A 22558-nucleotide genomic window follows, 5' to 3' on the forward strand; every position below is an offset into this window, starting at 1 on the left:
TGCGCTTCGACGCGTGTGACGGCCGGGTAAAAAGTCAGTTTCCGGATTGACGGGCGTCACATCAACGCTGATACTTTGGTTCAACCACATGGTCTATACCAAGTCACCGTTGTACCCCACCGACGGCCAGGAGGCCCCCGTGACCCGCCCCGACTCCAGCGACTCGGCTGAGCTCGCCCAATTCGGCTACACCCAGTCGCTCGAGCGGCGGACCGGCCGCTTCGCATCCTTCGCCGTCGCGTTCGCGTTCGTCTCGATCGCCACGGGCATCTTCACCACCTATGGAGCGGTGCTGAACAGCTCCGGTCCCGTCGGCATCTGGACCTGGCCGATCGCCGTCATCGGACAGCTGGCGGTGGCGTTCGTGCTGGGCGCGCTCGCCTCCCGCATCCCGGTCACGGGCTACCACTACCAGTGGATGTCACGGCTGGCGAACCCCATCCTCGGCTGGATCATCGGCTGGATCTCGTTCACGTTCCTGGCGATCGTCGTGGTCGCGGTCGACTACACGATCGCGTCGACGATCCTGCCGGTCCTGCTCAACTACGAGAGCACCGCGACGATCGCGTGGGTCATGACCGCCGGGGTGCTGGTCCTGCAGGCCGCGCTGGTGGCGCTGTCCACCCCGTGGGCCGAGCGGGTGAACAACGGCCTGGTGACGCTGGAACTGATCGGGATGGCGCTGCTGACGGTGCTGCTGCTCGTCGTCGCCGCGGTGCGCGGCGACATGGACGTGAGCAACCTGTTCAGCAAGGGCGCGGTCGCATCCGAGGGCTTCTGGAGCTTCGGCGACTGGACCTCGGCGGGCCCGTGGATGCTGGGCTTCCTGCTGGGCGCGTTCACGATCGTCGGGTTCGAGTCGGCCGCCAACCTGGCCGAGGAGACCCACGACCCCGAGCGCGTCGTGCCGCGGGCCATGTGCAACGCGGTGCTGGCCTCCGGCGTACTCGGCTTCGTGTTCCTCATCGCGGTCACGCTCGCCGCCGGCGATCCCGTCGCACTGGCCGAATCCGGCACCCCGATCGCCGATGTCATCAAGACCACGCTCGGCTCGGTGGTCGCCACGCTGCTTCTGCTCATGGTCGTGCTCGCGATCTTCGCGTGCGGTCTGGTCATCATGATCACCGGCGTGCGGTTGACCTGGGCGATGTCTCGCGATCGGCGCTTCCCCGGGTGGCAGCAGTGGAACCAGATCTCGCCGCGCTTCCACACCCCGTTCAAGGCGACCCTGCTGTACTTCGCGCTGGCGCAGCTGATCCTGGCGATCTTCGCGCACTCCGAGACCGCCCTGTTCACACTCTTCAGCGCCGCGACACTCCTGCCTGCCGTGATGTACGCCTCGACAGTGGTGCTGTACTTGGTCAAGCGCTCGTCGCTTCCCGTGAACGGCAAGTTCGACCTCGGAAAGTGGGAGATCCCGATCCTCGTGGTGGCAGTCGTCTGGCTGGCCTTCGAGCTGGCCCTGTTCCGTGACGCCTCGTTCAAGCAGGCGTGGGCTTACGTGCTGGCCATGGTCGCCATCGGCGCGGCCTACCTGATCTACCTGCTGGTCCGGCACGGCCGGGCGGGGTTGACGATGCCCGACATGGCTTCCATCGACGCCGAGCTGCGGGAGTGAACAAAGCGATCCTGGCGATCGACCAGGGCACCTCGGGCACCAAGGCCGTCGTCGTCGACGGCCGCGGTGCAGTGTGCGCGACCGCCGAGGTGCCGCTGCGGCCCGACTACCTGCCCGCCGGCGGCGTCGAACAGGACCCCGAGGCGCTGTTCGACAGCGTCGTCACCGCGGGCCGCCAAGCACTCGCCGAGGCGGGCGTGCCTGTCGCGGCGGTCGCGCTGGCCAACCAGGGCGAGACCGTGCTGGCATGGGACCGCGCCACCGGCACTCCCCTCACCCCAGCCGTCGTCTGGCAGGACCGGCGCGCCGAGGCGCTGTGCGGAACGCTCGTCGAGCACGGGACACGGATCGCCGAACGCACCGGCCTCGTCCTCGACCCGTACTTCTCGGCGCCCAAGATGGCGTGGATTCGGGAGAACCTGACCCGAGACGGCGTCGTCACCACCACCGACACGTGGCTGGTTCACCGGTTGTGCGGCGCATTCGTCACCGACGCGGCGACGGCGAGCCGGTCCTTGTTGACATCGCTGGACGAGCCAGGATGGGACGACGAGCTCGTCGCCGTGTTCGGGCTCGCCGGCGAGCCGATGCCGGAGATCGTGGCCTGCGATCAGATCGTCGGACACACCGACGTGTTCGGGCCGACGCTGCCGGTCGGCGGGTTGATCGTCGACCAGCAGGCCGCCCTGCTCGCCGAGAGCTGCCTGCAGCCCGGCTCGGCGAAGTGCACGTACGGAACCGGCGCGTTCCTTCTCGCCCAGCTGGGCACCGAACCGGTCCGGTCCCAGTGGGGGTTGACGACGTCGGTGGCCTGGCGGCTGCGTGACGAGACCGCGTTCTGCGTCGACGGCCAGGTGTACACCGCGGCGTCGGCGGTGCGGTGGGCCGTCGATCTGGGTCTGGTGCCCGCCGCCGACCAACTCGACACCGTGGCCGCCGACACGAGCGACGGTGTCATCTGCGTGCCTGCGCTGGCCGGACTCGCGGCGCCCTGGTGGAACTCGGCGGCCACCGCCAGCTTCACCGGCATGATGCTGTCGAGCACCCGCGGGCACCTGGTCCGGGCATTGCTCGAGGGCGTGGCCGCACAGGTGACCGCACTGACCGGACTCGTGTCGGCCGACATCGGCCGACCACTGACCCGGCTGCGCGTCGACGGGGGCCTGACCCGGTCCGAGGTGCTCATGCAGGCCCAGGCCGATCTTGCGCAGCTCCCGGTCGAGGTCTACCCGTCAGCGCACGCCACCGCACTCGGCGCAGCCGCATGTGCCCGCCTCGCCATCGACCCCAGCCTGGCCGTCGGCGACGCCGTCGGCGCCTGGACGCCGCAACGCACCTACGATCCGCACTGGCCGGCCGAGCGCGCCGCCGACTTCCTGGCGCGCTGGCGCCGCATCGTTGAGGAGACCATGAAATGACCGCTGCATGACTTCCGAGCCCGTCTCCGACGTCACCGACGTCGCAGTCATCGGCGCCGGGATCGTCGGCGCGGCGATCGCCCGGGCGCTCGCCGGCACCCGGCTGTCCGTCACGCTCGTGGAGGCCCGCGACGACGTCGGCGACGGCACCAGCAAGGCCAACACCGCACTGCTGCACACCGGGTTCGACGCCACCCCCGGCACCGTGGAGTCCCGGCTCGTCGCCCGAGGCTACGACCTGCTCGGCGACTATGCCGAACAGACCGGCATCCCGGTCGAACGCACCGGAGCCATGCTCGTCGCCTGGACCACGGAGGAAGTCGACGCGCTGCCAGGCCTGATGGTCAAGGCCGAAGGCAACGGCTATCGCGACAGCGAGCTACTCAGTGCCGACGAGGTCTACCGCCGGGTACCGGCCCTCGGACCCGGGGCGATGGCGGGGCTGAGCGTTCCCGGCGAGTCGATCATCTGCACGTGGACCACGAATCTCGCGCTGGCCACCGACGCGGTGGCCCGTGGCGCGACGCTCGTGCGGGGCGCGCGGGTGACCGCGGTGACGCCCGGCGCCGACTACACCACCCTGCACACCAGCGCCGGCGAGATGCGAGCCCGCTGGGTGATCAACGCCGCCGGGCTCGGCGCCGATCACCTCGACGCGCAGTTCGGATACGGGCGACTGACCGTCACCCCGCGGCGCGGCGAATTGCTGGTGTTCGACAAGCTCGCGCGTCCGATGGTGCCGGTGATCGTGCTGGCCGTGCCGTCCTCGCGGGGCAAGGGTGTGCTCGTCAGCCCGACCATCTACGGCAACGTGATGGTCGGCCCGACCTCGGAGAACCTGACCGACCGGACGGCGACCGGAACCTCGGAGAAGGGCCTCGACTTCCTGGTGTCGAAGGGCCGGGCATTGATGCCCGCCTTGTTCGACGAGGAGGTCACCGCGACCTACGCCGGGTTGCGCGCGGCGAGCAACCACGACGATTACGTGATCGACCTCGACGCCGCCGCGCGCTACGTCCTGGTCGGCGGCATCCGCTCCACGGGGCTGACCTCGGGCATGGCGGTGGCCGAGTACGTGACCGAACTGCTCTCCGAGGCGGGTGTCGACGTCGCCGAGCGGGACGGTTTGCCGCCCCCGCCGCAGATGCCGAACATCGGCGAGATCGGGGTGCGGCCCTATCAGGACGAGCAGCGCATCGCCGCCGATCCCGACTACGGCCGGCTGGTCTGCTTCTGCGAGCGCGTGAGTGTCGGTGAGATCCGCGATGCGTTCGACTCCCCCATCCCCCCTGCGGATCTCGACGGTCTACGGCGCCGCACCCGGGTGATGAACGGGCGGTGCCAGGGCTTCTACTGCGGCGCGCGCACGGCGGAGCTGCTCGCCGACGGGGTGGCGCGATGAGCCGGGTCGCGGTCGCGATCATCGGCGGCGGCCCGTCGGGGCTGACCGCTGCCGCGGCGCTGGCGCCCACCGTGGACGGTGAGGTGCTGGTGCTGGAACGGGAGAGCCACACCGGCGGAATCCCCCGCCACAGTGACCATCTGGGCTACGGCCTGCGGGATCTCCACCGATTCGTCTCCGGGCCGACCTATGCGCGGCGACTGACGGCGATGGCCGCCGAGGCAGGCGCGACGCTGGAGACCGAAGCGATGGTCACCGGCTGGGCGGGTGAGCGCACCCTCGCGATCACGTCTCCACGCGGCGTGCGAACCGTCGCTGCCGACGCGGTGATCCTCGCAACGGGAGCCCGGGAACGGCCCCGCCCCGCGCGCCTGGTCCCCGGTGACCGGCCCGACGGCGTGTACACCACCGGGCAGCTGCAGAACCTCGTGCACCTGCACCACGGACGGGTGGGCACCCGGGCCGTCATCGTGGGCGCGGAACTGGTCAGCTGGTCGGCAGTGCTGACGCTGCGTGAAGCAGGCTGCGCGACGGTCGCCATGGTCAGTCGTCATCCGCGCGCCGAGGCCTACGCGGCCTTCCGCGCGCCCGGCCGCGCGCTGCTGGCCGGTCCGGTGCTGACGAACAGCAGGGTGGTCGCCGTCAACGGGAAGGGCAGGGTTTCGTCGGTCACCGTCGAACGCGACGGCACACGCCACGATATCGCCTGCGACACCGTGGTTTTCACCGGCGACTGGATCCCCGATCACGAGCTGGCACGCACGGGTGGGGTCGAGATGGACCCGGGTACCCGCGGCCCGGCCGTCGACGCCGCGTTGCGGACCAGCCGGCCAGGCGTGTTCGCGGTCGGCAACCTGCTGCATCCGGTGGACACCGCCGACGGCGCCGCACTGGACGGCCGCCACGTCGCCGCGGCCGTGCGGGACTGGCTGCGCACCGGCGGCACGGCCGAGCCCGTCCACAGCGCGGCTCACATCCGGGCCGAGGCTCCGCTGGCCTGGGTTGCGCCGCAACGTGTCTCGACAGCCGGCGGCAGCGCCCCGCGAGACGATCTCCTGCTGTGGACCGACGAGTACCGCCGGCTACCCGCGCTGCGTGCGGTGCAGGACGGCCGCGTCGTCGGCACCGCCCGCACGCTGTGGCCTGCGGCGCCGGGGCGGGTGTACCGGGCGCCGTGGTCGCTCGTCGCCGGGGCGGACCCCAAGGGCGGCGAGGTCACGGTCTCCTTCGCCTGACCGCGAGTGTGCGGTTTCATCCGCGGCACGCGCACAAGGGCGTATCAGGATGCACACTCACGACATCGCCGGGCAGCCACGCGCCCGCAATGCCGCCCGGGCCCGCTCGAGGAAGACGGCAGGCCGGCGCAGCATCGCGGAGCTGACGCGGATCACCGACCATTCGGCGGCCTCGAGCGCTGCCCACCGCTCGATGTCCCACGCCCGCTGCCCCGCGTCGGCCCAGTGCTGCGCTCCGTCGTACTCGACAGCGACCTGCCACAGAGGCCAGCCCATGTCCAATCGCGCGAACACCCGGCCGTAGACGTCGCGGACCTCGATCTGCGTCTGCGGTGCAGGAAAGCCATTGCGCAGCAATGCCAGTCGCGTCAGCGTCTCGTAGGGCGACTCCGCGCCGCCGTCGACCAGCGGCAGCACCCGACGTAGCCGACGCTGCCCCCGCGCACCGGGGTGCAGACGCGCGACGTCCATGACGTCGGCAGGCTTGACGTCGACGGCGTTCATCAGCGCATCGATACGCTGGACGGCCTCGGTCTGCGGCAACCGCCTGGCCAGATCGAACGCCGTGCGGGCGGGTGTCGTGATCGGCAGCCCATACACCTGGGTGATCTCCGCCGGATCCAGCGTGTCGGTGTGCACGACGATGCCGCGCGGCGGTCTGCGGTTGTCGTGCACCACTACCGCCGGTCGTTCGCCCTCGACCCACTTGGCGCCCAACACCGCGGCCGCCGACGTCTCCGCCAGCACGCCACGGCGCCCCGACCACAGCCATGCCGCCCGGGCGCGGACGACCGCGTCGAGCTCGGCGCCTCGCGGAATCCAGACGCCGGGGTACACCGCCTCGTGATGACGGCGCAGTTGACGCAGCGTCAGCTCACCCGCGGCAAGCGCTTCCGATGCGATGAACGGCCAGTCGATCTCGGTCATGCGGGTCAGCGTGTGCGCCGCCGCCGACACAACTGAGGCTCAAAGCTCGGTTATCCACAGCCCGTCGCGCCGAAAGTGCATCCTCATCCGCTTGTCACGGCAAGTCGCGGATGAAACCGCACACTCGCGGGCCTAGACCGGGAGTAGCGAGTCGATCACCGAGGCCAGCTGCTTGGCCGACCTGCACTCGTGCATCGCGATCACATCGGTGTAGCGCGGCACCGCGGAGTCGCCGCTGCCCCACAGATGCTTCGGCTCGGGATTGAGCCAGTGCGCGTGGCGGCTGGCGTTCACCATGTGGGCGAGCAGGTCGGCTTCGGGATTGCGGTAGTTGTTGCGGGCATCGCCGAGCACCAGCAGCGAGCTGCGCGGCGAGAGCACATTCGGGAACTTGTCCATGAACGACACGAACGCGTGGCCGTAATCGGAGTGCCCGTCGCGGGTGTACACGCCCGCTTCCCGGGTGATGCGCTGCACGGCCACTGCCAAATCGGCGTCGGGACCGAACATTTCGGTCACCTCGTCAGTGGTGTCGATGAAGGCGAACACCCGAACACGTGAGAACTGTTGGCGCAGAGCGTGGACGAGCAGCAGCGTGAAATGGCTGAAGCCGGCGACCGACCCCGACACGTCACACAGCACCACGAGCTCGGGCCGGGCCGGATGCGGCTTCTTGAGCACCACATCGATCGGCACACCGCCGGTGGACATCGACTTGCGCAGCGTCTTGCGCAGATCGATCTCGCCGGCGCGGGAGCGTCGCCGCCGGGCCGCGAGCCTGCTGGCCAAGGTGCGCGCCAGCGGCGCGACCACCCGGCGCATCTGACGCAGCTGCTCCCCCGACGCACGCAGGAACTCGACGTTCTCGGACAGTTGCGGCACGCCGTAGGTCTGCACGTGCTCACGACCGAGCTGTTCGGCAGTCCGCCGTTTGGTCTCGGCCTCCACCATCTTTCGCAGCTGCGCGATACGTTGCGCGGCAAGAGCTTTGGCGATCTGCTCCTGCGTGGGTGTCGGTTCCTCGCCGTAGGGTGCCAGCAGGCCGGCCAACAACCGGCCCTCGAGGCTGTCCAGGCTCATCGCCTTGAGCGCCTGATACGACGAGTACGACGGACCCCTGCTGGAGTTGTAGCGGCCGTAGGCTTCGACGATCTGGGCGATCATCGCCGCGAGCCGGTCGTCGAGCTGACCCGCGTCCTCGTTGTCGGAGAGCAGGTCGAGCAGGGCCTGCCGCATCGCCTCGGCGTCGTCGGGCGGCACGCTCTGGCCCTCCGCCGACTCGTCGGCGAGCACAGTGCGTGAGCCCAGCGCGGCCGGGAAGTACAGATCGAACAGCGCGTCGTAGGTGTCGCGGTGGTCGGGGCGGCGCAGCACCGCACATGCGATGCCTTCCCGCAGCGCCGGCCGGTCGGCCATCCCGAGCACGGTCATCACCCGTCCGGCGTCGACGGTCTCCGAGGGGCCCACCGCGATGCCCGCGCCGCGCAGCGCCTCGACGAACTCGACCAGGTGCCCCGGAATCCCATGCGGGGCAAGCGGTTGCGGCGGACGCGTACGACGCGGGGCCATCAGTTGAGCCTCAGCTCCCCGGCGGCCTTCACTTGATCGGACTGGTGTTTGAGAATCACACCCAGCGTCGCGGCGATGACCTCGTCGTCGATGGTGTCCAGTCCCAGCGCGAGCACGGTGCGCGCCCAGTCGATGGTCTCGGCCACCGACGGCACCTTCTTCAGGGCCATCGCGCGCAGCACGCCGACGATGCGCACCAACTCCTCGGCCAGCCGCTCGGGCAGCTCCGGCACCCGCGAGAGCAGGATGCGACGTTCCAGGTCGGGGTCGGGGAAGTCGATGTGCAGGAACAGGCAGCGGCGCTTCAGCGCCTCGGATAGCTCGCGGGTGGAGTTGGAGGTCAGCACCACCAGCGGTTTGCGCTCGGCGACGATCGTGCCGAGCTCGGGCACCGTGACCGCGAAGTCGCTGAGCACCTCCAGCAGCAGACCCTCGATCTCGATGTCGGCCTTGTCGGTCTCGTCGATCAGCAACACGGTCGGCTCGGTGCGCCGGATCGCGGTCAGAAGCGGGCGTGACAGCAGGAATTCCTCGGAGAAGACGTCGGTCTTGGTCTGATCCCAGTCGCTCTGGCCACCCTGGCTGCCGGTCTGGATGCGCAGGATCTGCTTGGCGTGGTTCCACTCGTAGAGCGCCCGCGCCTCGTCGACGCCCTCGTAGCACTGCAACCGCACCAGCCCCGATCCGGTGGCCTGGGCGATGGCGCGCGCCAGTTCGGTCTTGCCGACACCGGCGGGCCCCTCCACCAGCAGGGGCTTTTCCAGCCGGTCGGCGAGGAAGACCGCGGTCGCGGTCGCCGTGTCGGGCAGGTATCCGGTCTCGGCCAGCCGGCGCGCGACGTCGTCGATGTCGGCGAACAGCGGCGCTGGGCGCGCGGGGACACTCACAGTGGTTCTCCTTGCTCAGGCCGGACGGGTCTGCCCGTCGCCCCAGACGATCCATTTGGTCGAGGTCAGCTCGGGAAGCCCCATCGGTCCCCGGGCGTGCAGTTTTTGTGTCGAGATGCCGATCTCGGCGCCGAAGCCGAACTGCTCCCCGTCGGTGAACGAGGTCGAGGCGTTCACCATCACCGCGGCGGCGTCGACGCGCTCGCTGAAGCGTTGCGCGGCAGCCAGATCCGTGGTCACGATGGCCTCGGTGTGGCCTGTGCCGTAGGTGTTGACGTGCTCGATCGCGGCGTCGACACCGTCGACGACGGCGAGCGCGATGTCCATCGACAGGAACTCGGCGCGCAGCTCGTCCTCGGACGGGTCGGCGTGCACCGTGACTCCGGCGGCCTGCAGCGCACCCGTCAGGCGGGGCACTGCGACGTCGGCAACCGCCGCGTCGATCAGCAGGGTCTCGGCGGCGTTGCAGACGCTGGGCCGACGGGTCTTGGCGTTGAGCACGATCGATTCGGCCATGTCCAGATCAGCCGAGGCGTGCACGTAGACGTGGCAGTTGCCCACGCCGGTCTCGATGGTGGGCACCTGCGCGTCGCGCACGACCGCGTCGATCAGTCCGGCCCCGCCGCGCGGGATCACCACGTCGACCAGGCCGCGCGCCTGGATCAGGTGCGTGACGCTGGCGCGGTCGGCGCTGGGAAGCAATTGCACCGCGTCGGCATCGAGCCCCTCTGCTTCCAGAGCTGCGCGTAGCGCCTCGACCAGGGCCGCGTTCGACCGGGCGGCCGACGAACTACCCCGCAGCAGGACGGCGTTACCGGACTTCAGCGTCAGACCGAAGGCGTCGACGGTGACGTTGGGGCGGCCCTCGTAGACGATGCCGACGACGCCGAGCGGGACGCGCTGCTGACGCAGCTGCAACCCGTTGGGCAGCGTCCGCCCACGCAGCACCTCACCGATCGGATCGGGCAGCCCGGCCACCTGCCGGAGCCCGTCGGCGATCCCGTTCACCCGGGCCGGGGTCAGCGCCAGCCGGTCGAGCATGGCGTCCGGGGTGCCGGCGTCACGGGCGGCGGCCAGGTCCGCCTCGTTGGCGTCGAGGATCGCGTGGGTGTTCAGCAGCAGGTGGTCAGCGGCGGTGTGCAGCGCCCGGTTCTTGGTCTCGGTGCTCAGCGTCGCCAGGTCGCGCGACGCCGTGCGGGCGCGGCGGGCGGCGTCGTGTACCTGCCCGCGCAGGTCGCCGGAAGCCCCCGGCGTGCCCACACTTCGCTCCGGTGCGTGCAGACTCATTCGCCCAGCGTAGCGTTGCCGCGGTGGCGAGGATCTGCGTGGTGGGCAGTGTCAATGCCGACCTCACCTTCACCGTCGAGGCGCTCCCCGAGCCCGGCGAGACGGTGCTGGCTTCCTCGTTGGCGACGAGCCCCGGCGGCAAGGGCGGAAACCAGGCCGTGGCGGCGGCGCGGTCCGGTGCGTCAGTGCGCCTCGTCGCGGCCGTGGGCACCGACGCGGCGGCGGCCGAACTGCGCGCACATCTGATCCGCAACGACGTCGACCTGCAGGCCGTGACCGACGTGCCTGGGCCGAGCGGATCGGCCGCGATCCTCGTCGACGCCGGCGCGGAGAACTGCATCGTGGTGGCCCCCGGCGCCAATGCGCACCTGAGCGTGACGCCGGCGCACGTCCAGTCGGTGATCGCCGACAGCGACGTCGTGCTGATCTCGCTGGAGATCCCGATCGCCACGGCCCTCGACGCAGCCGCAGTGGCCCGCGAGGCCGGCGCGGTCGTCATGGTCAACGCCTCCCCCGCGCTCACCGACCCCGGGCACCGCAGCCGGCTGGCCGAGCGCGCCGACGTGATCGTGGTCAACGCGACCGAGGCCTCCGATTGGCAGGACACCGGGGTGGCCCACCTGGTCATCACCCGAGGCCCCGACGGCGCACGGTATGTGACCGACGGCTCGACGCACGACGTGCCCGCCCCGGCGGTCGAGCCGGTCGACACCACAGGCGCGGGTGACGTGTTCGCCGGCGTGCTGGCCGGGGCCTGGCCGACGGGCGCCGAGATGGCACTGCGCCGCGCCTGCGCCGCGGGCGCGTTGGCGACGCTGGTCCCCGGCGCCGGTGACTGCGCTCCGACCCGCGAGGCGATCGACGACGTCCTGCAGGGCTAATCCTGCGGGACGCAGCGCTCGATCTCGTCGAGCCAGGTGCGCGCCGACATGTCCGACGGCGCCCGCCAATCACCGCGCGGTGAGAGCGACCCGCCGGCCGAGACCTTCGGACCGTTGGGCAGCGCCGAGCGTTTGAACTGGCTGAACGAGTAGTAACGCTGCGCGAAAACCTCCAGCCAGTGCCGGATCTCGCCGATCGTGAACGACGGACGCTTGTCCTCGGGGATGCCGAACGGCCAGTCCCCACGCTCGGCGTCACGCCACGCATGCCAGGCCAGGAACGCCACCCGCGACGGCCGAAAGCCGTAGCGCAGCACCTGGAACAACGAAAAATCCTGCAGCACATAAGGACCCACCTTGTCCTGGCTGCTCTGGATCTCCTCGTCCTCACCGGCGGGCACCAGTTCCGGACTGATCTCGGTGTCCAGGACATCAGCGAGCACCTCGTTGACTGAGTCGTCGAACTGTTCCGACGAGATGACCCAGCGGATCAGATGCTGGATCAACGTCTTGGGCACCCCGCCGTTGACGTTGTAGTGGGACATCTGGTCGCCCACGCCGTAGGTGGACCAGCCCAGCGCCAGCTCGGAGAGATCACCGGTGCCCAGCACGATCCCTCCGCGGAAGTTGGCCAGCCGGAACAGGTAATCGGTGCGCAACCCGGCCTGCACGTTCTCGAACGTGACGTCGTAGACCTTCTCGCCACGGGAGAACGGGTGGTCCATCTCCTTGAGCATCAGCTCCGCGGTGGCCCTGATGTCGATGGTCTCGAACGTGACACCCAGCGCCTCGGCGAGCCGGGTGGCGTTGTTCCTGGTGCGTTCCCCGGTGGCGAACCCGGGCAGGGTGTAGGCGAGAATGTCACTGCGCGGCCGTTCTTCGCGATCCATGGCGCGCGCGGCGACGATCAGCGCGTGCGTGGAGTCCAGTCCACCCGACAGACCCAGCACCACCTTCGGATACTTCAGAGCCCGCAGCCGTTGTTCGAGGCCGGAGACCTGGATGTTGTAGGCCTCGTAGCAGTCCTGTTCCAGACGGGCCGGATCGTTGGGCACGAACGGGAACCGCTGCACCTCACGACGCAGCCCGATGTCGCCGTCGGGCGGGTTCAGCGTGAATTCGATACGCCGGTAGGAGTCGTCGTCGATCAGGTGGTGACGCCTGTTGTCGTCGAACGTGCCCATCCGGACCCGCTCGTTGCGCAGCAGCTGCAGGTCGACGTCGGCCACGGATCGCCGCTCTCCCTTGGGGAAACGCTCTGACTGCGCCAGACACACCCCGTTCTCCCAGATCATGGTCTGTCCGTCCCACGCCAGATCCGTGGTCGATTCCCCTTCTCCCGCAGCGGCATACACGTAGGCCGCCAGGCAGCGCGACGACGCCGAGCGTGCGAGCAAGGAACGGTCCTCGGCGCGGCCGATCGTGATCGGGCTGCCCGAGAGGTTGGCCAGCACCGTCGCGCCGGCCAGCGCAGCCTCGGCACTCGGTGGTACCGGGACGAACATGTCCTCGCAGATCTCCACGTGCAGAACGAAATTCGGCAGATCCTGCGCCGCGAACAGGAGGTCGGGGCCGAACGGGACGTCGACTCCCCCGACCCGGATGTCGCCGCTCTCGTCGTCGCCGGCGGCGATCTGACGCTTCTCGTAGAACTCGCGGTAGGTGGGCAGATACGACTTCGGCACCACGCCGAGCACCTGACCGCGATGGATGACGATCGCGGTGTTGTAGATGCGGTTGCGGTGCCGCAGTGGCGCTCCGACGACGAGCACCGGCAGCAGTGCCGCAGAGCCGGCCGCTATCTCACCGACCGCGGTGTCGACGGCCTCGAGCAGAGCGTCCTGCATCACGATGTCCTCGATCGAGTACCCCGACAGCGTCAACTCGGGAAACACCGCGAGGCCGACGTTGTCGTCGTGGCACTGGCGGGCGATGCGCAGCACCGATTCGGCGTTCGCGACCGGGTCGGCCAGCGTCGTGTGATGGGTACAGGCGGCGACGCGGACGAACCCCTGCCGATACGCCGAGTAAAAGTCCATGGTTCATTGTGTCCCCGATGTGTTCGCGTTCAATCGGTGGGTATCTACGCCCCCATGAGCACGTCCGCAATCCTCGTCATCGACATGATGAACACCTATCGGCATCCCGACGCCGACAAGCTGATCCCGCACGTCGAGCCCATCGTCGAGCCGCTGAGCGAACTCGTCACCGCGGCGCAGGATCGCGACGACATGGACTTGATCTACGTCAACGACAACTACGGCGACTTCAGTGCCGAGTTCAGCGACATCGTCCGCGGCGCACTCGACGGCGAGCGCCCCGACCTGGTGGAGCCGATCGTGCCGAAGCACGGTTTGCGGGTGATGACCAAGGTGCGCCACAGCGCGTTCTACGCCACCTCGCTGGCCTATCTGCTGACGCAGTTGAAGCCCGAGCGACTGGTGCTGACCGGTCAGGTCACCGAGCAGTGCGTCCTCTACACCGCGCTCGACGCCTACGTTCGCCACTTCCCGGTCGTGGTCCCCCGCGACGCCGTCGCGCACATCGATCCCGATCTCGGCCAGGCCGCGCTGCAGATGATGGAGCAGAACATGAAGGCCGAGATCCTCGACGGCGCCGCGGAGTGTCTGCGCTGACCAGCACCGATTCGGATACGCCTATCCTCGTGTCGTGGAGTCCCCCGAACTGATCACCGCGCTTCGCGGTCGCCGCATCGCGGTGCTCACCGGCGCCGGCATGTCGACGGACTCGGGGATCCCGGACTATCGCGGGCCCGACTCGCCGCCGGCCAACCCGATGACCATCCGCCAGTTCACCTCCGACCCGGTGTACCGGCAGCGCTACTGGGCCCGCAACCACGTGGGGTGGCGCCACATGGACGAACGCCGGCCGAACGCGGGGCACCGCGCGCTGGCCGCGCTGGAACGCGTCGGGGTCGTCACCGGTCTGATCACCCAGAACGTCGACCTGCTGCACACCAAGGCGGGTAGCCGCGCCGTCATCGATCTGCACGGCACCTACGTGCACGTGGTGTGCCTGCAGTGCGGGCACGGCATGTCCCGCGCGGCCCTCGACGACATGCTCGAGGCGGCCAATCCCGGGTTCCGCGAACGGGTGGCGACGCTCGACAGCATCGCCGTCGCACCGGACGCCGACGCAGTTGTCGGCGACACATCCGAGTTCCGGATCATCGACTGCCCCTGCTGCGGAGGCATGCTCAAACCCGACATCGTGTACTTCGGGGAGAGTGTGCCGAAAGCGCGAGTGGACGAAGCGTACGCGATGGTCGACGACGCCGACGCGCTACTGGTCGCCGGGTCATCACTGACGGTGTACTCCGGCTATCGCTTCGTCCGGCACGCGGCGGCGCGCGGCATCCCGATCGCGATCGTCAACCGGGGCCGCACCCGCGGCGACGACCTGGCCACGGTGAAGATCGACAACGGGTGCTCACCGATGCTGGCGCTGCTCGCCGACGAGTTACCGACGATGGCGAGCCCGGTGTGAGCGGGGTGATCTCGCGCCTGCCGGGTGTGCCGCCGCCGCCGAGCGGACCGGCGTCGCAGCGCTGGGGACTCGGTGTCGGCGATGCGGTCGCCGCGCTCACCCGTCTGCCCGACCCACTGCAACGGGTGATCCGGTTGCTCAACCATGTCGGCGGCCTCGCCGTCAGCGGTGACGAGGTGGAGTTCGACGGCGACTCCGTCCACTGGTCCGATGTCACCGACATCGAAACCCACAGCCTCGTCGGCTATCTGCTGGCGGATGGGTTGCAGGCACAGGTCGGCCGACTTCCGTTGCCGCGCTTCCCGTTCCGCGGGCGCATCATCGGCCTGGCGTCCGATGCCGTGCTGACGGCGGCAGTGGCCGCAGCCGGCGGCCCGCTGTCCGGCCTGCTGGACATCCGCGTTCCCACCGAGGTGAACTACCGCGGCAGGCTGCGCAACCGCACGCTGTCGGCGAGCATGATCGCCACGCTGCTGCTGGCCGATCCGGACGTGCGCGCCGCGGTCGTCGAGACCGCGTCCGCGCACGGCGTGCCGCTGCGGCATGCCGACAACGACGCGATCGACGCGGCCGAGCGCCGGGCACAGTGGCTGGAGAACTGGTTGAAAGACCGCTTCTAGACCGCGACCAGGTCGTCGGCGTGCACGACCGGACGCCGCATCTCGGCGGGCAGATCGGAGGTCGACCGGCCCAGCATGGTCGACAGTTCGGCAGCGTCGTAGGCCACCACACCCCGGGCCACCATCGTCGCGTCGTGGCTGCGAAGCTCGACGACGTCGCCGCCGGAGAATCGGCCCGTCACCGCCGTGATGCCGGCCGGGAGCAGTGAGCGGCGCCGCCGCACGACCGCGTCGACCGCCCCGTCGTCCAGCGTCAACGCCCCGGCCGACTCGGCGGCGTAGCGCACCCAGAAGCGGCGGGCCGACATCCGCTCGGCACGGGGGGCGAACACGGTGCCCACCGACGCGTCGTCCAGCGCGGTAGCGGCATCGGCCGCCGCGGCCAGCAGGACCGGGACCCCGGCATCAGAGGCCAGCAGCGCCGCCGACAGCTTCGACTCCATGCCGCCGGTCCCGAGGTGACTGCCGCGCCCCGCCGAGACCCCGGTCAGGTCGTCGGGCCCGGCTACCTCGGAGATGAAGCGCGCGTCCACTTTTCGCGGATCACTGTCGTAGAGACCGTCGACGTCGGAGAGCAGGATCAGCGCGTCGGCCCCCACCAGGTGCGCGACGAGCGCGGAAAGCCGATCGTTGTCACCGAACCGGATCTCGTTGGTGGCCACGGTGTCGTTCTCGTTGACGATCGCGATGGCGTGCAGCGCGCGTAGCCGATCGAGGGTGCGCTGGGCGTTGGTGTGCTGCACCCGCATCGAGATGTCGTGCGCCGTGAGCAGGACCTGCCCGACGGTGCGCTGATAGCGCGCGAACGCCGCACTCCACGAATTGACCAGCGCCACTTGACCGACGCTCGCGGCGGCCTGCTTGGTCGCCAGGTCGGTGGGCCGCCGGGTCAGGCCCAGCGGCTCGATGCCGGCGGCGATCGCACCAGAGGACACGATCACCACATCCGAGCCGGCCTTCATCCGCGCCTCTATCGCGTCGACCAGGTGATGCAGCCGGCCGCTGTCGAATTCGCCTGTCGGCGTGGTCAACGCGGTGGTACCGATCTTGACGACCACCGATCGGGCGGTGCGAACCGCCTCGCGGTGAAGGCTCATCGTCTCATCGCTCTTCGCGCGAGCGCTCATCGTCCGGACTCTCCCGACGCGCTTTCCTCGCCGCCTTGCGCTCGTCGGCCGACACCCGGTCGCTCTGTTCGAGCCGGATGTCGGTGCCGCGGCCGGACAGGTGCACGTCGACGCCGGCGGGCGTCTGCGGCTCCCAGTCGAACGTCATGTCGCCGATGGTCACCGCGCAGCCCGGCCGGGCGCCGAGTTTGAGCAGTTCGTCTTCGACGCCCAGGCGCGCCAACCGGTCACCGAGATAGCCGACGGCTTCGTCGTTCTCGAAGTTCGTCTGCGCCACCCAGCGCTGCGGGCGGGTGCCGCGGACGACGAAGCCGCCCTGGCCGTCCGGTTCGACGGAGAACGAGGTCTCGTCGACCGGCACGGGCCGGATCACCGGGCGCCGAGGGACCACCTCGGGTTGCGCCGCGCGGTAGGCCGCGACCATGTCCCACAGCGCGAACGTCAACTGCCGCAAGCCTTCTCGAGCAACCGTGGACACCTCGAATACCGGCCAGCCGAATGTCGAGGCGATCTCCTCGGACACGAAGTCGGCGAGCTCGCGGGCTTCGGGTACGTCGATCTTGTTGAGTACCACCGCGCGCGGGCGCTCGGCGAGATCACCGAGCGTGTTGTCACCCTGCAGTGTCGGGGTGTAGGCGGCGATCTCGGCTTCGAGCGCCTCGATGTCGGAGATCGGATCGCGGCCGGGTTCCAGCGTCGCGCAGTCGACCACGTGCACGAGCACCGCGCAGCGCTCGATGTGGCGCAGGAAGTCCAGCCCCAGCCCGCGGCCTTCAGAAGCACCCGGGATCAGTCCGGGAACATCGGCGACGGTGAACGTGTGGTCGCCTGCGGAGACGACGCCGAGGTTCGGCGCGAGCGTCGTGAACGGATAGTCGGCGATCTTCGGCTTGGCCGCCGAGATCGCGGAAACCAGCGAGGACTTGCCTGCGGACGGAAACCCGACCAGGCCGACGTCGGCGACGGTCTTCAGTTCGAGCGTGAGGTCGCGGATCTCACCCTTTTCGCCCAACAGCGCGAATCCGGGCGCCTTGCGCGCCCGCGACGCCAAGGCCGCGTTGCCGAGTCCGCCGCGGCCACCCGCGGCCGCCTCGAAGCGTGTGCCGGGGCCGACGAGGTCGGCCAGCAACCGCCCCTGCTCGTCGAGTACGACAGTGCCGTCAGGCACCTTGACCTCGAGATCGGCGCCTGCGGCCCCGTCCCGGTTGCTGCCGGCACCCTGCTTTCCGGACGGAGCGACCACGTGCGGGTGAAAGTGGAAGTCGAGCAGCGTGTGCACCTGCGGGTCGACGACGAACACGATGCTTCCGCCGCGTCCGCCGTTGCCGCCGTCCGGTCCGCCGAGAGGCTTGAACTTCTCGCGGTGCACCGATGCGCAGCCGTTGCCGCCGTTACCCGCCCTTGCGTGAATCACCACGCGGTCGACGAAGCGGGTCATCGATGTTCTCCTCTCTCAGTGCCGAAATCGACGTCTGGGCGCCAAAATGCGAGTGCGTGGCGCCCGAACGTCGATCTCGACGATGGAGAAAGAGGTCAGGCGTCGGTGCGGGTGACCCGCACGATGTTGACGTACTTGCGCCCGCGCTTGGTGCCGAACTCGACTGCGCCGGGCGCGGTCGCGAACAGGGTGTCGTCACCGCCACGGCCGACGTTGACGCCGGGATGGAAGTGAGTGCCGCGCTGACGGACCAGGATCTCGCCGGCCTTGACGACCTGTCCGCCGAAGCGCTTGACGCCGAGCCGCTGGGCGGCTGAGTCGCGACCGTTGCGTGAGCTGGAAGCGCCCTTCTTGTGTGCCATGTCTGTCGCTCCCGTCGTTACTTGATGCCGGTGACCTTGAGAACCGTCAGCTGCTGACGGTGCCCCTGGCGCTTGTGATAACCGGTCTTGTTCTTGAACTTGTGGATGCGGATCTTCGGACCCTTGGTGTGCTCGAGGACCTCGCCGGTGACCGCGACCTTCTCCAGCGCCTTCGCGTCGGTGGTCACGTCGGCTCCGTCGACGACGAGCGCCACGGGCAGCGACACCGTGCCACCGGGCTCGACGTCGAGCTTCTCCACCTTGACGATGTCACCGGCGGCGACCTTGTACTGCTTGCCACCGGTCTTGACGATCGCGTACGTGGCTTTCTGCGCTGCCATCGTTGGTCATCCTCTACTTCGCGTGCGGGCGCGCATCACCTGACGGTCTGCGTGCGGATCTTGGTGCGGGATCTGGCATCCCTGCCTCGGGCCGGCTGTGGGCAGGCCCTGGAGACAACTGCTCAAGGTTACGTGAGCAGCGGGTTGAGGGTCAAACCGCTCAGTCGTTACTGGGCGGCCCCGCCGGTCGTGCGGCGGCGCGGCGACGCTGCCGCACGGGCCGGACAGCGACGGCAGCGGGCTGCTCGTCCTCCTCGTCGTCGGAGTCGTCATCGTCGGAATCGTCATCGTCAGAGTCCTCGTCCGAATCGTCGTCATCCGAGTCATCGTCCGAATCGTCGTCGAAGTCGTCGTCGGCATCCTCGTCGTCGTCATCGTCGTCGTCTTCGTCGTCGAGCACGTCGATGTCGTCGTCTTCGGAGTCCTCGTCATCATCCGAGTCGTCATCATCCGAGTCGTCGAAGTCGTCGTCGAGTTCCTCGTCCTCGGTGTCGACGACCGCGGCCCGGATGGTGTCCGGATCGAGCTCGGCGACCTCGTCGGGGGTACCGGTGGCCTCAGCATCGAGGTCGTGATCGTGGTCGTGCTCGCCGTCGTGCTCGTCGTCCTTGCCGTTGGCCGCGGCCATAGCCTTGAACATCGGATGCTCGCCGGGCGAATGCGCGGGCACCTTGGCGACCTGGACTTCCTGCTGCGCGGCACCGCGCTTGCCACGCTTGCCGCGCCGGCCACCGCCGCCGCCACCGCTGCCATTGGCGTTGCCGTTGCCATTGCCATTGCCGTTGCCACCGCCGTTGGAATCCGCCCTGCGACCGCCGCCCGAGGCGGTGTCGACCGGATCGCCGTGCAGCATGATGCCGCGTCCGCCGCAGTGCGCACACGTGGTGGAGAACGCCTCGATCAGGCCGGTGCCGAGCCGTTTGCGGGTCAGCTGCACCAGCCCCAGCGACGTCACCTCCGACACCTGGTGCCGGGTGCGGTCACGGGCCAGCGCCTCGGTCAGCCGGCGCAGCACCAGGTCACGGTTCGATTCGAGCACCATGTCGATGAAGTCGATGACCACGATGCCGCCGATGTCGCGCAGCCGCAGTTGCCGCACGATCTCCTCGGCGGCTTCCAGGTTGTTCCGGGTCACCGTCTGCTCGAGGTTGCCGCCCGATCCGGTGAACTTGCCGGTGTTGACGTCGACGACCGTCATCGCCTCGGTGCGGTCGATCACCAGGGTGCCGCCTGACGGGAGCCACACCTTGCGGTCCATCGCCTTGGCCAGCTGCTCGTCGATGCGGTGCACCGCGAACACGTCGGGCCCGTCGGAACCGGCCGGCTCGTAGCGCTCCATCCGGGCCAGCAGTTCCGGAGCGACGCCGGTGACGTAGTCGTTGATCGTCTTCCAGGCGTCGTCTCCGGACACGATCAGCTTGGAGAAATCCTCGTTGAACAGGTCTCGGATCACCTTGACCAGCACGTCGGGCTCTTCGTAGAGCGCCACGGCCGCGCCGGCCTTCTTCTGGGTGATCTCGGCGGCCTTGGCCTCGATCTCGGTCCACCGCTGCTGCAACCGCTCGACGTCACTGCGGATGTCGTCTTCTTTGACGCCTTCGGACGCGGTGCGGATGATCACGCCGGCGTTGGACGGCACCACCTCGCGCAGGATCTCCTTCAGCCGCTGCCGTTCGGTGTCGGGCAGCTTGCGGCTGATGCCGGTGGAGGAGGCGCCGGGCACGTAGACCAGGTAGCGGCCGGCAAGGGAGACCTGCGTGGTCAGCCGGGCACCCTTGTGTCCGACCGGGTCCTTGCTTACCTGCACGACCACGTAGTCGCCGGGTTTGAGCGCCTGTTCGATCTTGCGTTGGGCGCCGCCGAGACCGGCAGCCTCCCAGTTCACCTCACCGGCGTAGAGCACACCGTTGCGGCCGCGGCCGATGTCGACGAACGCCGCCTCCATCGACGGCAGCACGTTCTGCACGATGCCGAGATAGATGTTGCCGACCAGGGACACCTGCGCCGCAGAGGTGATGAAATGTTCGACGACGACGCCGTCCTCCATCACCGCGATCTGGGTGTAGCGAGCACCCTCGTGCGGCGGCTCGCTACGGACCTTGTCCCGCACCACCATCGTGCGTGCGACGGACTCGCGCCGGGCGAGGAACTCGGCCTCGGACAGGATCGGGGGGCGACGCCGGCCCGCATCGCGGCCGTCCCGGCGGCGCTGACGCTTGGCCTCCAGGCGGGTGGAGCCGCTGATGCCCTGGATCTCGGAGTCCGACGAGCCCTTCGCGGCCTTGCCGCGCGGCTCGCGCTCGTGGACGACCGTGTTGGGCGGATCGTCGGGCGACGAACTGCTGTCGTTGTCGTTGTCGGCGCCGGACTTGCGGCGACGACGGCGGCGGCGACGACGGGTCGCACCCTCGGTGCCGTTGTCGTCCTCGGCGTTGTCGTCGTCGTCACCGTCATCGGCGTCGGCGTCGGATTCGGCGGTCTCCCCGGACTCGGCCGACGGCTCGTCGTCGTCGCTGCCCGACTCGTCACCGTTCTGTTCACCACGGCCACGGCCTCGGCCGCGACGGCCCCGGCGTCGGCGTTTGGCCGACGGGCGGCCGGACGAGTCATCGTCGGTGTCGGTGTCCGATTCCTGGTCCGAGTCGGACCCCGAGTCGGACCCCGAGTCGGACCCCGAGTCGGACTCTGAGGCGGTGTCGTCCCCGTCCTCGTCGTCGTCGCTGCTGCTGCGGTCGGCGCGGGCCGCACGCACCACCGGTTGCGGCGCGACGAACAGCGGCAGGTAGTCGGCCGGTTCGGCCTCGACCGCGGGCGGCGTCTCCAGGATCAGCCGCGACTCCGGCTCCTCCTCGGCGGGCGCGTCGGGCTGCTGCTCGGCAACCGGCGCCGGTTCGGGGGCTGGTTCGGGCGCGGGTTCGACGGCCTCGGGCTCGGCTGCCGGTTCAGGCTCGGCCAGCGCCGCACGTACGCGGTCGGCCTCCTCGCGGCCGATCGTCGAGTGTGCGCTGCGGGTGCGCCCGTCGAGCTCAACGAGCGCGTCGATGATGCGCCTGCTCGTCGTCCCCAGCACCCGGGCCAGGGAGTGCACCCTCAGGCGTTCGGGCGTCGGAGGTGCGGGAGCCGCCGACTCTGTCGGCTGCGCCTCCGCGGGCGAAGCGGTGGCGGGGTCGTGAAGATCGTCACCCAGATGGTCATTGTCGGCCACGTATTCTCCTCAAGCCCCCGGGCGCGTCGTTTGCTGACGCGGCCACGCGAGGGCTACTGACTATTGGGTCCGGGCCACTTGAGCCCGAACTGTTGTTGGTCTCGCTCCGAGACATCCCGACGGGAAGTTCTCGGTGCCGGTCTGAATGATGGCTGGACGGTCGGCGCCACATCGGGGTAGCGATGGTCGCAGTCGTCGAAGTCTTCATCCGAGTGACCAACCCGGGGTAGTCAGGCCAGTCGCTCGCGCCCAGTATCCCACATCACTGCGGAGGAACCCGAAACGCGGCGTCAGCGGGTCGGCGAGCCGCTCAGCTGGCGGGGAACCAGAGCTCGATCTCGCGCGCGGCGGACTCCGGGGAATCGGAACCGTGCACCAGGTTGAACTGCGTCTCCAGGCCCAGATCACCGCGGATGGTGCCCGGGACGGCCTTCTCGACCGGGTCGGTCCCACCGGCCAGCTGCCGGAACGCGGCGATCGCGCGCGGCCCCTCGAGCACGGCTGCCACGACCGGACCGGACGTGATGAACTCCAGCAGCGAGTCGAAGAACGGTTTGCCGTCGTGCTCGGCGTAGTGGGCGCGCGCCAGCGCGTCGTCGACGTTCTTGAGCTCGAGCGCAGCGACGGTCAGTCCCTTGGCTTCGATCCGGCTGATGATCTCGCCGATGAGCCGGCGGGCCACGCCGTCGGGCTTGATGAGGACGAGGGTTCGCTCTGTCACGGCCGACAGCCTA

19 protein-coding genes are annotated in these 22558 nt (G+C 69.4%); 8 read left to right on the top strand and 11 right to left on the bottom strand.

The genetic code is table 11. The features are described 5' to 3' along the window. Positions 1-88: 88 nt before the first annotated feature. From DMB80_RS08510 to DMB80_RS08525, 4 genes are read left to right on the top strand one after another with little or no spacing between them, the layout of a single operon-like run. Positions 89-1618 carry an amino acid permease gene (locus DMB80_RS08510; RefSeq protein ID WP_420812150.1) on the top strand — a complete coding sequence of 510 codons (1530 nt, stop codon included), beginning with the start codon at positions 89-91 and terminating at the stop codon, positions 1616-1618. Continuing rightward, entirely contained in the window at positions 1615-3036 is a 1422-nt protein-coding gene (locus tag DMB80_RS08515; RefSeq protein ID WP_111509450.1) for an FGGY family carbohydrate kinase, read from the top strand. The genes DMB80_RS08510 and DMB80_RS08515 overlap by 4 nt, the downstream gene beginning before the upstream one ends. Positions 3037-3043: 7 nt before the next feature. Beyond that, positions 3044-4438 carry an NAD(P)/FAD-dependent oxidoreductase gene (locus DMB80_RS08520; protein ID WP_111509451.1) on the top strand — a complete coding sequence of 465 codons (1395 nt, stop codon included), beginning with the start codon at positions 3044-3046 and terminating at the stop codon, positions 4436-4438. After that, a complete protein-coding gene (locus tag DMB80_RS08525) occupies positions 4435-5673 on the top strand; it encodes an NAD(P)/FAD-dependent oxidoreductase (protein WP_111509452.1) in 1239 nt (412 codons plus the stop codon). Before DMB80_RS08520 ends, DMB80_RS08525 begins: the two co-directional genes overlap by 4 nt. 57 nt (positions 5674-5730) lie before the next feature. Here the strand turns inward: DMB80_RS08525 and DMB80_RS08530 are convergent, their stop codons facing one another. From DMB80_RS08530 to DMB80_RS08545, 4 genes are all read right to left on the bottom strand, one after another. Next, a complete protein-coding gene (locus DMB80_RS08530) occupies positions 5731-6600 on the bottom strand; it encodes a type IV toxin-antitoxin system AbiEi family antitoxin (protein ID WP_111509516.1) in 870 nt (289 codons plus the stop codon). 132 nt (positions 6601-6732) lie between these two features. Further along, positions 6733-8169 (bottom strand): vWA domain-containing protein, encoded by a 1437-nt coding sequence (locus DMB80_RS08535; protein ID WP_111509453.1) that lies wholly within the window; start codon positions 8167-8169, stop codon positions 6733-6735. Continuing rightward, entirely contained in the window at positions 8169-9056 is an 888-nt protein-coding gene (locus DMB80_RS08540) for an AAA family ATPase (RefSeq protein WP_111509454.1), read from the bottom strand. Before DMB80_RS08540 ends, DMB80_RS08535 begins: the two co-directional genes overlap by 1 nt. Positions 9057-9071: 15 nt before the next feature. Further along, positions 9072-10343: a glutamate-5-semialdehyde dehydrogenase gene (locus DMB80_RS08545; protein ID WP_111509455.1), complete on the bottom strand. Its 1272-nt coding sequence runs from the start codon at positions 10341-10343 to the stop codon at positions 9072-9074. A gap of 23 nt (positions 10344-10366) precedes the next feature. On the opposite strand from DMB80_RS08545, the gene DMB80_RS08550 reads away from it, so the two are divergent. After that, positions 10367-11224: a ribokinase gene (locus tag DMB80_RS08550; RefSeq protein WP_111509456.1), complete on the top strand. Its 858-nt coding sequence runs from the start codon at positions 10367-10369 to the stop codon at positions 11222-11224. Here the strand turns inward: DMB80_RS08550 and DMB80_RS08555 are convergent. Beyond that, positions 11221-13263 (bottom strand): NAD(+) synthase, encoded by a 2043-nt coding sequence (locus DMB80_RS08555; protein WP_111509457.1) that lies wholly within the window; start codon positions 13261-13263, stop codon positions 11221-11223. The genes DMB80_RS08550 and DMB80_RS08555 overlap by 4 nt on opposite strands. A gap of 54 nt (positions 13264-13317) precedes the next feature. Between DMB80_RS08555 and DMB80_RS08560 the strand changes: the two genes are divergently transcribed. From DMB80_RS08560 to DMB80_RS08570, 3 genes are read left to right on the top strand one after another with little or no spacing between them, the layout of a single operon-like run. Further along, complete coding sequence (locus tag DMB80_RS08560; protein WP_111509458.1) at positions 13318-13860, top strand: cysteine hydrolase family protein; 543 nt, start codon at positions 13318-13320, stop codon at positions 13858-13860. 34 nt (positions 13861-13894) lie between these two features. Further along, the gene (locus DMB80_RS08565) at positions 13895-14731 is read left to right on the top strand and encodes an NAD-dependent protein deacetylase (RefSeq protein WP_111509459.1); all 837 of its coding nucleotides are present in this window, start codon (positions 13895-13897) and stop codon (positions 14729-14731) included. Continuing rightward, positions 14728-15351 (top strand): hypothetical protein, encoded by a 624-nt coding sequence (locus tag DMB80_RS08570; RefSeq protein WP_236694156.1) that lies wholly within the window; start codon positions 14728-14730, stop codon positions 15349-15351. Before DMB80_RS08565 ends, DMB80_RS08570 begins: the two co-directional genes overlap by 4 nt. Here DMB80_RS08570 and proB read toward each other — a convergent pair. The 6 genes from proB to ndk form a co-directional block, all read right to left on the bottom strand. Beyond that, positions 15348-16448, bottom strand: coding sequence for a glutamate 5-kinase (gene proB / locus DMB80_RS08575; protein ID WP_111509460.1), 1101 nt, complete (start codon positions 16446-16448; stop codon positions 15348-15350). The two genes, DMB80_RS08570 and proB, sit on opposite strands and share 4 nt — an antisense overlap. Positions 16449-16452: 4 nt before the next feature. Next, positions 16453-17916: a GTPase ObgE gene (gene obgE / locus DMB80_RS08580; RefSeq protein WP_111509461.1), complete on the bottom strand. Its 1464-nt coding sequence runs from the start codon at positions 17914-17916 to the stop codon at positions 16453-16455. Positions 17917-18011: 95 nt separating this feature from the next. Further along, positions 18012-18278 carry a 50S ribosomal protein L27 gene (rpmA, locus tag DMB80_RS08585; protein ID WP_043410731.1) on the bottom strand — a complete coding sequence of 89 codons (267 nt, stop codon included), beginning with the start codon at positions 18276-18278 and terminating at the stop codon, positions 18012-18014. A gap of 17 nt (positions 18279-18295) precedes the next feature. Further along, positions 18296-18619, bottom strand: a complete 324-nt coding sequence (rplU, locus tag DMB80_RS08590) for a 50S ribosomal protein L21 (protein WP_046366659.1) — start codon at positions 18617-18619, stop codon at positions 18296-18298. 160 nt (positions 18620-18779) lie between these two features. Then, complete coding sequence (gene rne / locus DMB80_RS08595; protein ID WP_111509517.1) at positions 18780-21806, bottom strand: ribonuclease E; 3027 nt, start codon at positions 21804-21806, stop codon at positions 18780-18782. 328 nt (positions 21807-22134) lie between these two features. After that, positions 22135-22545, bottom strand: a complete 411-nt coding sequence (ndk, locus tag DMB80_RS08600) for a nucleoside-diphosphate kinase (protein ID WP_046364016.1) — start codon at positions 22543-22545, stop codon at positions 22135-22137. Positions 22546-22558 lie beyond the last annotated feature (13 nt).

The organism is Mycobacterium kyogaense, assembly GCF_003254575.1.
GTDB classification, from domain to species: Bacteria; Actinomycetota; Actinomycetes; order Mycobacteriales; family Mycobacteriaceae; genus Mycobacterium; species Mycobacterium kyogaense.